The organism is Chitinophaga sp., assembly GCF_039596155.1.
In the GTDB taxonomy this organism is placed as follows: Bacteria; Bacteroidota; Bacteroidia; order Chitinophagales; family Chitinophagaceae; genus Chitinophaga.
The window spans coordinates 39,396-53,379 of sequence record NZ_JBCNKF010000016.1; the positions used below are offsets into that span (position 1 = coordinate 39,396).

Annotated in this window: 12 protein-coding genes and 1 tRNA gene; 7 read left to right on the forward strand and 6 right to left on the reverse strand. The window is 43.3% G+C overall.

Annotated elements, in window-relative coordinates; genetic code table 11:
* The first annotated feature begins 23 nt into the window (after nt 1-23).
* Complete coding sequence (locus tag ABDW33_RS16345; RefSeq protein WP_343691149.1) at nt 24-1,772, forward strand: carbamoyltransferase; 1,749 nt, start codon at nt 24-26, stop codon at nt 1,770-1,772.
* Between the two features lie 18 nt (nt 1,773-1,790).
* Nucleotides 1,791-3,875 carry a hypothetical protein gene (locus ABDW33_RS16350; protein WP_343691150.1) on the forward strand — a complete coding sequence of 695 codons (2,085 nt, stop codon included), beginning with the start codon at nt 1,791-1,793 and terminating at the stop codon, nt 3,873-3,875.
* Nucleotides 3,876-3,951: 76 nt separating this feature from the next.
* On the opposite strand, the gene ABDW33_RS16355 is transcribed toward ABDW33_RS16350, so the two are convergent.
* Nucleotides 3,952-4,221 carry a hypothetical protein gene (locus tag ABDW33_RS16355; RefSeq protein WP_343691151.1) on the reverse strand — a complete coding sequence of 90 codons (270 nt, stop codon included), beginning with the start codon at nt 4,219-4,221 and terminating at the stop codon, nt 3,952-3,954.
* Nucleotides 4,222-4,317: 96 nt separating this feature from the next.
* Between ABDW33_RS16355 and ABDW33_RS16360 the strand changes: the two genes are divergently transcribed.
* From ABDW33_RS16360 to ABDW33_RS16375, 4 genes are all read left to right on the forward strand, one after another.
* Nucleotides 4,318-5,175 (forward strand): chromate resistance protein ChrB domain-containing protein, encoded by an 858-nt coding sequence (locus tag ABDW33_RS16360; protein WP_343691152.1) that lies wholly within the window; start codon nt 4,318-4,320, stop codon nt 5,173-5,175.
* Between the two features lie 71 nt (nt 5,176-5,246).
* Nucleotides 5,247-5,765, forward strand: a complete 519-nt coding sequence (locus ABDW33_RS16365; RefSeq protein WP_343691153.1) for a hypothetical protein — start codon at nt 5,247-5,249, stop codon at nt 5,763-5,765.
* A gap of 11 nt (nt 5,766-5,776) precedes the next feature.
* Entirely contained in the window at nt 5,777-6,946 is a 1,170-nt protein-coding gene (locus ABDW33_RS16370) for a chromate transporter (RefSeq protein WP_343691154.1), read from the forward strand.
* An 18-nt stretch (nt 6,947-6,964) separates the two neighbouring features.
* Nucleotides 6,965-7,693: a superoxide dismutase gene (locus ABDW33_RS16375; RefSeq protein ID WP_343691155.1), complete on the forward strand. Its 729-nt coding sequence runs from the start codon at nt 6,965-6,967 to the stop codon at nt 7,691-7,693.
* Nucleotides 7,694-7,960: 267 nt separating this feature from the next.
* Here the strand turns inward: ABDW33_RS16375 and ABDW33_RS16380 are convergent.
* Nucleotides 7,961-8,034, reverse strand: a tRNA-Arg gene (locus ABDW33_RS16380).
* A 105-nt stretch (nt 8,035-8,139) separates the two neighbouring features.
* Between ABDW33_RS16380 and ung the strand changes: the two genes are divergently transcribed.
* A complete protein-coding gene (ung, locus tag ABDW33_RS16385) occupies nt 8,140-8,811 on the forward strand; it encodes a uracil-DNA glycosylase (RefSeq protein WP_343691267.1) in 672 nt (223 codons plus the stop codon).
* A gap of 207 nt (nt 8,812-9,018) precedes the next feature.
* Here ung and ABDW33_RS16390 read toward each other — a convergent pair whose 3' ends face one another.
* The 4 genes from ABDW33_RS16390 to ABDW33_RS16405 all read right to left on the reverse strand — a co-directional run bounded on the left by ABDW33_RS16390 (nt 9,019) and on the right by ABDW33_RS16405 (nt 13,983).
* Nucleotides 9,019-10,605: a tetratricopeptide repeat protein gene (locus tag ABDW33_RS16390; RefSeq protein ID WP_343691156.1), complete on the reverse strand. Its 1,587-nt coding sequence runs from the start codon at nt 10,603-10,605 to the stop codon at nt 9,019-9,021.
* 193 nt (nt 10,606-10,798) lie between these two features.
* Nucleotides 10,799-12,643, reverse strand: a complete 1,845-nt coding sequence (locus tag ABDW33_RS16395) for a sugar-binding domain-containing protein (protein ID WP_343691157.1) — start codon at nt 12,641-12,643, stop codon at nt 10,799-10,801.
* 171 nt (nt 12,644-12,814) lie between these two features.
* Nucleotides 12,815-13,144: a hypothetical protein gene (locus ABDW33_RS16400; RefSeq protein ID WP_343691158.1), complete on the reverse strand. Its 330-nt coding sequence runs from the start codon at nt 13,142-13,144 to the stop codon at nt 12,815-12,817.
* Between the two features lie 98 nt (nt 13,145-13,242).
* Complete coding sequence (locus ABDW33_RS16405) at nt 13,243-13,983, reverse strand: LytTR family DNA-binding domain-containing protein (protein WP_343691159.1); 741 nt, start codon at nt 13,981-13,983, stop codon at nt 13,243-13,245.
* Nucleotide 13,984: the final 1 nt, after the last annotated feature.

Consider the following 13,984-nt stretch of genomic DNA (forward strand, 5'->3'; position numbering starts at 1 on the left):
AGTTAACCTTCTAAAACTAACTTATGAATATTATTGGTATCTCCGCATTCTTTCATGATGCCGCCTGTTGTTTGATAAAAGACGGTGTATTAACCGCTGCTGCAGAAGAGGAACGTTTTACCCGTATTAAAGCAGATCCTTCTCTTCCCAAGCAAGCCTTTAAGTTTTGTCTTGAACAAGGAGGGATCACACTGGCAGATGTTGATTGTATTGCTTATTATGAAGACCCGCAGAAGAAATTAGCAAGGCAGTTATGGAGCGGTATCCTGAAAAATGATGAGGGATGGTTACAGCGTATTAATCCCAATATGGTAGATGAGCAGATCAGGTCAAAGCTGGGCTTTAACGGCGCTATAAAATATTATGATCATCACTTGTCTCATGGTGCGAGTAGTTTTTACTTTTCCGGGTTTGAGAATGCTGCCGTATTAACGGTTGATGGTGTGGGAGAATGGGCGACCACCACGTATGCAACCGGATCGGGGAATAAGCTGGAAATTTTTGAACAGGTAGAGTTCCCTGATTCGATAGGGCTGTTATACAGCACCATTACGAGCTTTCTGGGTTTTGGGGTAAATGATGGTGAGTATAAGGTGATGGGCCTGGCGCCATATGGGCGGCCATTATACACAAATGAAATCCGCAAACTCATACAGGAAGAAGATGGTGGACAGTTTCGTCTGAATATGAAATATTTTGATTTCATTGCGGGCAATCGGATGTACTCAGATGCACTGGGTGAGTTATTCGGCCTGCCACCAAGGGAAGAGGATCTGGAGATGGAGCAGGTACATAAAGATATTGCCCGTAGTATGCAGAAAGTGTTGGAAGAAATCCTCATAGCGAAAGCCAACTACTTGTACGAAAGAACAGGAAGTGAGAACCTCTGTATGGCAGGAGGTGTAGCACTGAACTGTGTGGCTAATGGACAGGTACTTAGGCATACCCCTTTTAAAAATCTGTTTGTACAGCCAGCTGCGAACGATGCGGGTGGCGCAATAGGCGCAGCGGCGTTGGCTTACGTAGAGCTGACAGGAAGCCGGCCGAAAGGGGGAAGGCTCCAGCATGTTTACCTGGGGCCTGGTTATTCATCCAAAGAAACGCAGCAGTTGTTGGAAGCGACTTCTATCCGTTATACTGCTTTCCCGCAAACAGGTGCTTTAGTGGAAGCCACAGCTGCCAGGATAAATGAAGGAAAAGTGATAGGATGGTTTCAGGGACGCATGGAGTTTGGGCCCCGTTCGCTGGGTGCACGGTCGATTCTGGCTGACCCCAGGAGCCCCGTCATGCGGGATCGCATTAATGCCATGGTAAAAAAGAGAGAGGGATTTCGTCCGTTTGCTCCCGCAGTACTTGACAAACGTGCTGAATCTCATTTTGATCTTGATCATGCTTCGCCATTTATGCTTGAAACCTGTCAGGTGATCTCTGAGCTTGACCTTCCTGCTATTACACATGTGGATGGATCAGCGCGGGTCCAGACGGTGCATCGGGACACGAATGAACGGTTCTATGAATTATTGCGGGCGTTCGACAGATTGACGGGTTGTCCTATTCTGTTGAATACCTCTTTTAACATAAAAGGTGAGCCTATCGTTTGTACTCCCGAAGATGCATTGAGATGTTTTATAACGACCGATATCGATTGTCTTATACTTGGCGATTACATCATAGACAGGGAAGAAAATAACTTTGATCTGTTGAAATTGCTGCTATTACACGACGTTGTAAGACAAAGCGGTATCACCCATGAAGTATATACATTTGTTTGATCTCCTATTATAATTTGTATGTCATACAGACCTTCAGAAAAGTTAAAGCCCCTGGCCAATGCGCTGGCAGGACTTTTAAGTAACAAAAACAAAGACAATATTGCTATTGCAAATGTGTTGGAACAACTGGCAGTGGATGAAGTTGCAGCTCCAGCTATTGCCGCACCGACAGAACACGATATTGAACTTTCTCCCGGGATGAATATAGGGATATGGAAACAGGTGGAGCAGGATGGTAAGACCCTTTATAGCAGGGATGTAAAAAAACAACTGGAATGGGGGCTTTGGGCTAATGTACATGAGATACCTCCCAAAAGTAATAAACAGCGGGTACTATTATTTGGAGAATCCGCAGCAAGGACAGTGTTTTATGATCCCGGATATAATCTTTCTATGGAAATGGAGCATATGCTGTCTGCTAACGTACAGTTAGGAGAAATTGAAATAGTTGATCTGGCACGGACCAGTATGTTATTGCGGGATCTCATACCGCTGATGCATTCATCAGTTGCACTGGAACCAGATGCCGTTATCATCTTTGCAGGTAATAACTGGGTATTTCAGTTGCATGAGCAGGAATATGATTATCACCAATTGCTGAATATTTGCAAAGAGAAAGGTCTTCAGGGTATGAAGTCTTTTATGGAAGAGGAAATGAAAAAGATAGTGTTGTCTGCACTGGGCGAAATAAAGCAGGCATTTACAGATCGGCAGGTACCAGTACTTTTTATTATTCCAGAATTTAATTTATTAGATTGGAAGAGTAATGAGCTTGAGCGCATATTACCTGCTTTGCCGGGCAATCAGGGCCTGGAATGGTTGAGTGCCAGAGAAGAGGCAGAGAAGACCCTTCTGGAGGAAGATCTGGAAGGGCTGGGGGCCGCGGCTCAAAAGATGATTCACGCAGATCCATCCAATCCATATGGGCTGGAGCTACTCGCGGATTATTATATCGGCACAGGTAATCTGGAAGAGGCAAGGAGATGTCTCGAAATTGCCAGAGATGCTATTCTGTTTAACCGTAGCAGCAAGAGCATGCCCCGAAGATTGAAGGTAATCAGGGATACGATCCTTGATGCAGCGGTAGAACATGGGATCCGCACCCTGGATATGGAAGATATATTTAAGACCGGATATGGAAGTCTGCTACCCGGGCGGCAATTATTTCTGGACAATTGTCACCTGACTATCGATGGGGTCAAATTAATTGCAAGGTATACTTCTGCCTCAATAGTGGAAATACTTACAGGTGAAAAATGCGATGTGGAAACACTCGTTGTATCGACATTAGCACCCGATGATGAGATCATCGCCCATGCACATTTCGGGGCCGCTATTTATAATGCACATTATGGGCAGTCCAGGGAAATTATTGAATACCACTGTAAACGGGCTTATATATTTTCCCCTGAGATCAGCAATATAATGAGAAAATATATTGACTTTGCAACCAGAATGGCCAGTACACTACTGTGTAGATCATTTGAAGAACTGATCGTAGAAGAGGATTTGAAGCAATACATGGGGGGATATACATTGCGTCACCCCAGGAATACGAAATTGATGGATATTCCGTTAATTGATGCTATTTCCAATACATTGAGGGCAGGCGGGATAGATATTGACCAGGAGGTAAATGTGCTTCGTTTGAAAGAGCATGCGATCCAGGATCGGCCAGTTGACCTTTTAGCTTCTTACTATTGCCAACGTTCCTATCATAATTTCTTTGTAAAGAATAAACCATTCTTCTTTGAGGCTCGTCAAAAGGAAAGTAGCTTTTACTTTGTAAGCAATGCAGAACAGGATCTTACTTTTGATTTTGTTTACAGGTCCGTTGCCACAAAAGGATCTTCTGAAGTGAAGGTGATGCTCAATGATCAGGAAACGCCTGTTGCTGGTTTAACACCATCCCGGGATTGGGAGCCAGTAAGGTTTGTTGTTGAAAAAGAGCGTTTGCAGAAGGGTTTGAACGAATTAAAGATTATCTGGCCATACATTCCATTGCCGCTCACAGTAAATGGGACTTTGACGGCAGAATCTTTCCTGTTGGCTTTATTTCCTGTGATTGGAGAGATCAGCCAGTTGACTGCTATAAGCAAATAAAAAGCGGTTATTTATTGTTTACTGGTTATATATAGATCTGTTCATATAAATTAACAAAGAAATATAGTTAGATGAACTACCAGGACATATTGTCGGTTGGTGTGCTAAAGGAGGGTGTCTCATAGTAAAATGAGATACCCTCTTTTTTTGATTTATATAGCATTTTTAAGGTCGCCCTATTGATTTTTGCTGATTGAGATAGTAGCATAGGGAGCAAAACAAGGGTTTCTTCTAAAGCGGCTAATAAGTTACCTTCACCAGGTTCATTAATTAAAATGTTGTTTTGAACGGTTGTTTTCTGCTTTTCTGCAGTCAAAAAGAAATAAAACTGTCTCTGATTGTGCATATCTTGTAGCAACACATTGACGTAGTAAATTAATTGCAGGGTATTATTCTATTTCTCTCTGTACGATAACGGAATGTGTCGTAAACATGATATTAAATGAAATGGATTACACGCGAACGTCCTAAAATAGACCGGATAGCCTGCCCATGGCTAATCAAACGCTTTATTGATGCGGAAGCTGAGATCATTTATGTACCCTATTCAGAGGTATTAATACAAGCTGAACTGTTAAACGCTACGCCATTTGATTTGCCAGATATTGAATACACCCATTATAACGATCAATGTACCTTTGACTACTTTCTGAAAAAACACCAGCTAAATGACCCTGCATTAGACCGTATTGCTGCTATTGTTCGTGGGGCTGATACAGACAGACACGATTTTTCGCCACAATCCGCGGGTCTGGAAGCTATATTTTCAGGGTTGGCCTATAATATTAAAGACGATCAGGAACTGCTGGCCTTGGGTATGACCATCTATGATGGCTTATATAGCTGGGCAAAACACTTGTTTCACCTAAAACATGCACAGGGCGGGCCTGTGGAACAGATGTTATTGGAAGTGTTTAATAAATACATCAACAAAAGCGGCCATAAAGTACCTGGTTGGGCAAAGGAGCTGAAAAACCTGATTCAGGACCAGATAGACACCAATGTTAGCCTTAGTCTGAAAGAGGTATCCAAAGATCTTGATATAAACCCTTCTTATTTGTCAAGGGAGTTTTCAAAATACTTCGATAACCTTTCTTATGGGGAGTATATCCGTAAAATTAGAATAGAACGGGCTATTGAACTGCTTACCGATTCCACTTACTCTCTTACTGAAATAGCTTATCTCACTGGATTTTCTGACCAGAGCCATTTTACACGCATTTTTAAGCAGCAAACAGGCGAAACACCGTCCGGATACAAAAAAAAGTTGCAAAAAGGTAAAAAGGATACCAAAAGTTAATTCTGTTCTATTTCAGGTAGTTACATCTTAATAGCATTGCATATTATAAGCTTTTACTAATGCTATGTTATATGAGAATGGGAAATTACCATTATCTCTTTACCGTTTTATCTGCGATTGTCTTTACCGGTAGCGCCAAAGCACAAGCGCCTGCTGCCGTATATCCTAAAATAACTGGTTATATAGGGGTAATTCATCCCATAGTTTCTTTTAGCAAGGAGGGTACGCATACCAATTTTGACGGGGCGTACGTTGGCGGCATGCCCACCGGTATCAATATCTGGAAAAGTCCGAAAATCGGTTTTTCCTTTGAGGTCGTCCCTTTTATACGTGCAGCTGATGGTACCAGTAAAATGAATAACCTCTTATTTCATCCCGGCTTACTGGTGTCGCTCGGACATGGTTTTGTGCTTGCCAACCGGTTAGCTTTTGAAACATCCGGCAGGTATGGTGTTACTCCTGTACTAAACAAGGTCATCATAAAGAAGAAAGACTACAGCTATTTTATTGCGCTTCCTGTCCCTGCCCGTTTTGGTAATAATCAGCCAGCCATTGTTGGTGTAGGGTTTCAGTTTGGTATATCTTTTTAAATATGCAAGCAATGGAAAGTAACAATAAAGCAACATATAGCCTCAGGGAACTGGCCGTATACTTCCTGAAACTGGGTGCATGTGGCTTTGGTGGCCCAGTTGCGCTGGCAGGCTATATGCACCGTGATCTTGTAGAAAAGAAAAACTGGATTAGCGAAGAAGATTACCGGGAAGGGCTGGCACTGGCACAACTGGCTCCCGGCCCCTTAGCAGCGCAATTAGGTATTTATATGGGGTATGTGCATTACCGGTTGCTGGGTGCAACACTGGCAGGCCTGGCATTTGTGTTGCCGTCTTTTGTCATGGTGGTGATACTTGGTTTTGTATATACCCAATGGCAGGGCATTCCTCAAATGCAGGCAGTATTCTATGGTGTTGGGGCTGCGGTAATAGGGATTATTGGAATGAGTTCCTATAAGCTCACCCGTAAAAGCATCGGTACTGATAAACTATTATGGGGTATATATCTTCTTCTTGTATCCTATACAGTATGGCGTGAGCAGGAAAACGTGCTACTGTTTTTGGGTGCAGGCATATTTTACTGGTTTTTGAAATCGCCGCCAAAATCCTGGCGTTTTTTCCGGGGTAATACTCCTACGTCCAATGCCATCATTTTTCCTGTTCTAATGAATATTTCTATTCCTGTTTCCAGTAAAACACTCGGGCAATTATTCCTGTATTTTACCAAAGCGGGTGCTTTTGTATTTGGGAGCGGCCTTGCTATTGTGCCATTTTTATATAGTGGTGCGGTGAAAGAATACGGCTGGTTAAATGAACAGCAATTTATGGATGCCGTAGCGGTTGCTATGATAACCCCCGGCCCTGTAGTAATTACGGTAGGCTTTATCGGCTTTCTGGTAGCTGGTTTTCCGGGGGCTGCCGTCGCTGCATTTGCGACCTTTTTCCCCTGCTACATTTTCACAGTCCTACCCGCACCTTATTTCAGGAAATACGGTAAAAATCCCGGTATCAAAGCGTTTGTAGATGGAGTTACTGCCGCCGCTGTCGGGGCTATATCCGGCGCTGTAATCGTACTTGGCAAACGATCTCTTACTGATATTCCGACGGTATGTATAGCTATTTTAACTTTATTGGTACTGTGGCGTTATAAAAGAATACCGGAACCGTTACTGATACTTGTGGCTGCTGTAATCGGGTTATTATTGAAATCAGTTATATAATCAACACAAACTTTTACGATGAACAGAAAACAATTCCTAACAGGTGCTGTAATAGCAGGCGGAGCCAGTTTGCTACAGCCAGGAAATGCATTTGCTTCAGCGACGATGGCAGACGTGGTGCCAGATAAGCTGGTCGATGCGAATGGCCAGTTTATTCTAAACACGCTTCCATATAATGAAAACTTTCTGGAGCCCCATATGGACGCAGAAACCCTGCACCTGCATCATGATTTTCACCACGGAGGTGCTGTTAAGGGAGCTAATAAGGACATACAGATGATTAATAAAGCAATTGCTGACAATAGTCTGGAAACAGTAGATTTCTGGACAAAAAAGCTGTCCTATCATTTCAGCAGTCATTTGTTGCATACAATCTTCTGGACAAACCTTACGAACAAGAAGACCGAACCGGGCGGGCAGTTATTGAAAAAAGTCGAAACAAGTTTTGGCAGTTATGACCGCTTAAAAAGTTATATCGCTGCCACCGCCAAAAATATAGACGGCAATGGATGGGGTGTGTTGGCTTACCAGCCATATACAGGCGGGCTAACAGTAATTCAATGTGAAAACCATGAAAAGCTGCTACAATGGGGAGCGATACCGCTACTGGTAATTGATGTATGGGAGCATGCTTATTACCTGAAATACAAAAATAAGCGCCAGGATTTCGTGGATACCCTTTTTAATATTATTAATTGGGATAACGTAGCAGATAGATTGAACAATGCTGTAAAGATTAGTGGATAGTAAGCCGGTACCTGACCAGCTTTTGTTTTTTCAGCCAGTCTGATACATATCGGGTAGGTGCCATTTTTTTTCTTTAGATGCGTTTTGAGCATAACCCAGGCTATGGCCATAATTGTAAAATTGTAAATGTGCGTTGTAAATGTATTGTAAATGTAATGAGTGGGATGGAAGGGGTTGGACAAGGTTAACTCGTGTTATTGAAGGTATATAGAATAGCTACCAAAAAGGAAAAGCCGCCACTATGGCGGCTTTTAACTTTTTCTTTCGTGAACCGGATTGGATTCGAACCAATGACCTGCTGCTTAGAAGGCAGCTGCTCTATCCAGCTGAGCTACCGATCCGTTTTCCAAATTTCCCGTATATTTACCGTTTCATTTGGGAGTGCAAATCTAGTGAAAATTCCCTTGATAAAACAAATTTTTGCCATTCAAAATTTAAAAAAAATTATGGACGTTAAAATTGAAGCAAGTTGGAAAGACATTTTAAAGGATGAATTCCAAAAATCTTACTTTGAGCAAATCGCCCTCCACCTCAAACAGGAAAAGGCACTTAACCGCACTATTTACCCTCCCGGTAACTTGATTTTCAATGCGTTCGAAAAAACGCCGTTCGATAAAGTGAAAGTAGTTTTATTAGGACAAGACCCTTATCACGGCCCCGGACAAGCACATGGTTTATGCTTTTCGGTACAGGACGGCGTAAAACCGCCTCCATCCCTCGTGAACATCTTTAAAGAGCTACATGCCGACCTGGGACTTCCAATCCCGAAGGGAGGGAACCTCACCAAGTGGGCTGAACATGGTGTTCTCCTCCTCAACGCATTCCTCACCGTTCGTGCCAATGAACCCGCTTCCCACTCCAAAGCCGGCTGGGAAAATTTCACCGATGCTGTTATCAGAAAAGTGTCTGATCTTAAAAAAGACGTTGTCTTTATTCTTTGGGGACGTTTTGCACAGGACAAGCAAGTCCTGATCGATGCCACCAAACATCACATCCTGAAAGCAGCCCACCCATCGCCTTTCAGTGCAGATAAAGGCTTCTTCGGCTGTCGCCACTTTTCCAAAACCAACGAACTACTGGTCAAAGCAGGCATCGAACCAGTAGACTGGAGCCTGTAATTATAACAGGAACGTATATTGCATGAACAATTAATCTAAGTGGGTGTTTCCATAAAAATGCCCCCAAAGGGTTTTGTACACCTTTGGGGGCATTTCAGATATAAGAGACACAGGCTCCTTTTTATTCAGCCTATCTGCCGGGAATGTATCGTTTTATCAAATGCGCAGAACATTGCCTGATTATTGATACATCCCCCTGAAATGTCATCACATCGCCAATATCCTATTCATATTCTCCCTTACCATCTGATTTTCGGCGTATTCCAGGCTTTTCCTATAACTCTCCAGCGCGCCCGCATAATCTTCCAGGTCAAATAGTGAAGTACCCTTATAGCCATACAAAAGAGACACTACCTCCTCATGTACTCCCTCAGTAGCCTCCAACAATCCAATAGCGCGGTCTGTAAATATCAGGCATGCCTCATTCTCCTGCAATTCATAACAACAATGCGCACACCAATACAATGACCAGAAATCTGCCAGCCCGATCTCATCTATCTGCACAAAATGTCCCAGTGCAGCAGCGGCATCGTTGAATTTCGTCAATAACAGGTGCCCTTTATTATAATGAGCGACGCGTAATGAATGAGGATTATCTTGTTGTGTAGCATAATGTATTGCCTGATCATAACAGGCCAATGCCTTCTCCGGATTGCCCTCATTATTAAAAAGCATGGCCCTGTTGATAATCAATGTAGGGTCTGTTGGATTATTCATCAGTGTCTGATCCTGGGCTTCCTCATATTGCTCCCCGTCATAAGTACCCGCTGCCACCTCAGCATTGGCCTTATACATCATAATATTGCTGTAATACCGCAAAATAAAAGGATCACCCTGTTCGTCTGCCGGCAGCTCCATAAAGCCTTCTAATGCAGCATTGGCCCATTCAATCAGTTCCTCATCATTGCCAGTCTGCTTATAATATTTACAGATCGTCTGTACCAGCCGGAAATACAACAAACTATAGATCCCATCTTCAAAGTCGTCAAACAGCTTCATCGCATCTCCAAACGCTTCTTCTACCTGACCATTTGCTTCATATGCATAAAACCTGTTTTCAAGCAATGCCTGGAAATAACTGAATTGCATGCCCGTATTCAAACAGCTGATAGCACGTGCATATTCATCCCTTGCCGTTAGTTCTATAGCCAGGTTATTACAACACATGGCAAATGTATGCTCATCATGATTCAACGGATGGCCGGTCCCCTTCACCAGGCAATCTTCATATAATGTATATGCTCTTTCATATAACTGGAACTTCAACTCATTCAGATATGCATTCTCAATCATGCAGGTAATGCGATTTATCTCCACCCCGGCATTATAATATTCCATCGCAATAATGCCATTCATATCAATCTGCAACTTGTTATAATCATCGCTGCCAGAGATTTTAAACAAGCGGACCTGCAATGTCGGAGCAGGGGAGATGGCTATTGCCTGTTCATAATATTTCCTGGCCCCTTCATAATCTTCCAGCCAGTACAATGCAGAACCCGCATGACGCGAACATAGATAATGCTGTGGGTCTAGCGCCAGCCCCTGTTTGCTCCAGCTGACTACCTGTAGCAGTGCAGCCTGCCTGTCAATGGTAAAAACCTCACTGTGATCGAGATAAATAAATCCTAACAGGGCATATATATCTGCATCTGCTTTACCCTGACAAATATTGAAAATATAACGAAGGGTGGCATTGTCTTCCGGCAAACAATAACCATTTATCCATATGTTTGCGGCCTCTTTGAAATTGCTATCTTTAAATGCCTGTAATGCTTTCTCTGAATTGGTCATAACTAGTGTAATCGTTTAGGGTATTGAATAAATGTAGGTGTTTACCCAATACCGTTTTAAGATTTCACTGAAATTATTTTATTATAAAGCGGGCAAAAAATCAAATGTACCAAACGCCAAGCTGGGAGAACCAGTTACCAATCCAACTGCAAAATAATCCCGGTTTCACAGGGGCCATTTCAATGGAAACCGGTTATTTCAACGTATGTCCCGCCTGGATCACGGCCTCGTTCACCTCCTTCACTTTCTTTGTATCCATCTTCTCCACCGCCCTGTCATATGTCATCATCCCATTCACCTCGTGTTCCACATCTGTCGTCTGCGTGTAAATCGCTACGCTCAAACCCTTATACCGCATCAACTGCTCTACCTCGTCCATCAAAAGAATATACCTGTCCGTTAGTTGCTCCTTTGTTGCCTCATAGGCATAGGCATTATTTTCTACCGGCCACATATGTCCCCTCACAAACAATCCAACACCTCCAAATTCACCCAGTGACGCGGCTCTCTTATCATCCGGTACCGAAGCGCCGTACGGGCCGACATATATATGGGTATCCACAAAATCTCCATTCCCAGGATCGCCTGCTGCCTTCTGATACTCCGGGTTATTATTGAAACCAGAATTCCCATTTACCAACCTTGAGGGGTCCAACGCTTTCACCCACGCCGTTATCTCCTTTACATCAAACGCTCCCCAGTTTTCATTGAACGGTACCCATGTCACAATCGATGGGGCATTATACAGCTCACTTATCATCTCCGTCAACTCCCTTCTGAAATTACTCCTTGTTCTTGCTGTATCCTCATCCTGGTACCAGATAGCCGGCATATCCTGCCAAACCAGCAGTCCCATCTTATCTGCCCAGTAATAGAAGCGCTTGGGTTCTGTTTTCATATGCTTCCTGATCAGATTAAAACCCGCTTTCTTTGTAAATGCTATATCATATTTCAAGGCTTCTTCCGTCGGGGCGGTTAGAATCCCATCCGGCCAATACCCCTGGTCCAATAGCCCCACCTGCATTACAAACTGATTATTCAACAAGGGCCTTACCACCCCATTCACGTTTCCCAATTTAATATCCCTCATCCCAAAGTAACTACCTGCTTCATCTACTACCTTTCCCTTATCATCACGCAATGTTATCTTTAAGTCATATAAAAACGGATGATCCGGTGCCCATAACTTCGCATCCTTTATCGGCACATATAATTTCATACCTGCATCGCCAGCAGTTGACACCACTTCTTTTCCGCCATCCAATACCATTACCTTCACCGCTGCTCCACCAGCTAGTTTTCCTGCACCAACACCCACGCCAGCACCTTTACTCATATCTCCCCCGGCATCCACCACTACCTCCAATCTACCATTCGCCACATCAGGCAATAACTTCACTCCCCTGATATAGCTTTCACTCACCGGCTCTAACCACACACTCTGCCATATCCCCGACGTAAAAGTATAATCCCCGCGCGGCCCATTCTTTCCCGCAGGCGTCCGCCCGTCATTCAGATCATGGGCCGCCACCACAATCGTATTAACCCCGGCTTTCAAAAACTTCGTAATGTTAAAATGAAATGAACTATACCCACCCGCATGCGTGCCCGCTCTCTCTCCATTCACAAATACCGTCGCATCATGGTCCACCGCTTCAAAATTCACTATTACCTGCCTCCCTTTCCATGCCGCCGGAATCTCAAACGTCCTCCGGTACCACATATTCATCTCCTGGTCCCGCTGAATGCCTGAAAGTACCGACTCCGGACAATAAGGCACCAGGATCTGCGCTACTTTACCACTAAAATCAATCGGCTTAACCGGGTTCAATGCACTCGCCACCTGCCTGCCACCTATATAATCCCACTTCCCGTTCAAACACATCCATTCCCGCCGCTCCAGCTGTGGTCTCGGGTATTCAGGAAAAGGCACCGTAGCTGCCATCGCAGCTTTTGTCCATTGAGTGGGTAACTTGGCAACCTGGGCTAAAGACGTTGTACAGAACAAAACGTGGAATACTATTAAAAATACTCTCATTACTATAATTTTATATGCCAATCAAAGTACACAAAAAAACAGATAAATCATAGGTGAAACTGCCCGCCTGGAATTTTATAAAGCCCCAATAAAAAAGAGTCTGTATCAATTGAAAGATACAGACTCTTTTCATTGGGGCTAACGGCTATCAGACTAAAAACTGAATAATACTTACGCTAAAAAACCAAACTTATTTTCAAACATCGCACCTACTAATGGTATAGGTTTCTTCTGCTCATTTACCGCATTAATAATCCCGAATACCCACAATACCAACAGCACTAAAGACAAATAGTTGAGTATGCCAAGCGCAGGTACCATAAACACTACTACTGAAAGAATTACATTTACAAGGATACTCAGAATGAAAAATCCTAAACCCTGCTCCAGGTGATAGGTGACAAGATCATTTTTAGGTTGCAGTTCCTTACCTTTTACATAAGCAATAATCCAACCAATGATCGTTACATAACTTAAGATAGAAAGTGTTTTCTGATTCATATTAGTATATTGATTGCTCAAAAATAAGCAGGCAATCTCCAACTAAAACCTCCACTTTACTACCTGTGTATTTTGATTGGTATTTGGTCACTTTCCCTTTACAATCCTTCCTTCATCAGTTTGAAGAAAGGATCTTTTTTGGCCCTCGCGATCGGTACCTCCGTCTTGTCATTCATCCTGACCATCCCTTCTCTGGAATAACTTTCTATACAATTAATGTTAATCAGGTGCGAATGATGGATTCTGAAAAAGTCTGGCGCCACCAGTATCTCCTCATAACTTTTCATCGGCTTCGATACAATAATCTCCCTGCCATCTGCAATGTAGAACCGGGTGTAAGATCCCGACGTCTCACACCGAACGATCTGATCCAGTTTCACCACGTACATTGCCTCCTGGGTAGGCAATACAATCTTATCCGGTGTCTTTGCCATGTTCTGCTGCAATTCACTGATCTGATTCTCCGCCATGACCCGTTCCTTCAATTCTCCAATGCGCTCTATTGCCAGTTTAAGATCCGCAGGGTCTATCGGCTTTAACAGGTAATCGATCGCACTGTACTTAAAGGCACGAACGGCATGCTGCTCATAAGCCGTCGTAAATATCAAATGGAATGAACGATGTGTCAAACCCTGCAATACATCGAAAGCCGTACCATCAGTCAGCATAATATCCATAAAGACAAGATCAGGCTTCAGCCTGTCGATCAACTTCTTCGCATTGTCCACATTCTCCGCATAACCAATGAGCTGCACCTCTTCGGGCGCTACCATTTCCAGCATAATGGACAATGCCTCTCTTATGCGATGTTCGTCTTCAATAATAATGGTTTTGTACATA